General features: G+C 43.5%; 1 protein-coding gene and 1 pseudogene. One reads left to right on the top strand and one right to left on the bottom strand.

Going from position 1 to position 566, the window contains the following annotated elements; genetic code table 11:
* Positions 1-244, top strand: a pseudogene (locus tag R7P74_RS28255) (flavodoxin FldA); the annotation flags it as partial.
* Between the two features lie 50 nt (positions 245-294).
* On the opposite strand, the gene R7P74_RS28250 reads toward R7P74_RS28255, so the two are convergent.
* Positions 295-566: DUF4442 domain-containing protein (locus R7P74_RS28250; protein WP_318123998.1), on the bottom strand; the 272-nt coding region annotated here is incomplete at its 5' end.

Raw genomic sequence — 566 nt, 5'->3', positions numbered from 1 at the left:
CTTCTGCGATGCGATGGGTACAGTGCGTGACATCGTTGAGTCTAAAGGCGGCACAATTCTTGGTCATACTTCAACTGAAGGCTACGAGTTTGAAGCTTCAAAAGCACTTGTTGAAGGCGACGACAGCCTATTCGTAGGTCTATGTATTGATGAAGACCGTCAACCTGAGTTGACTGACCAACGCGTCGAAAACTGGGTTAAGCAGATTTACGAAGAAATGTGCCTAGCTGAGCTAGAAGGCTAAGTAAGTATTAAAAAAGACCTCCGATTGGAGGTCTTTTTTATAGCATTAAATTAAGGCACTTCCGTTACCGCCTCTTCTTCTCGATATAGAGGCTTCTTTCTCACAAATAACTTGCGCTGAACTTCAGATACCACATTCCCTTGTTTGTCTTTTACATGCGTAATGAATTCAGGAAAGCACTTTTCGCCGTTTCGAGTCATCTGATAGATCTCGTCTAGCATGCCATCCGTGATCTCAAACTCAGCAAACAAATCGCTTTGTCCTGGCTTGATAAAGTTGATGCTCGCCTCTTTATCCCACACGTAATACTCTTCACGTAGAA

Source organism: Vibrio sp. 2033 (genome assembly GCF_033339735.1).
Note: the sequence above shows the minus strand (reverse complement) of the source record. Positions and strands in the feature narration are given on the sequence as shown.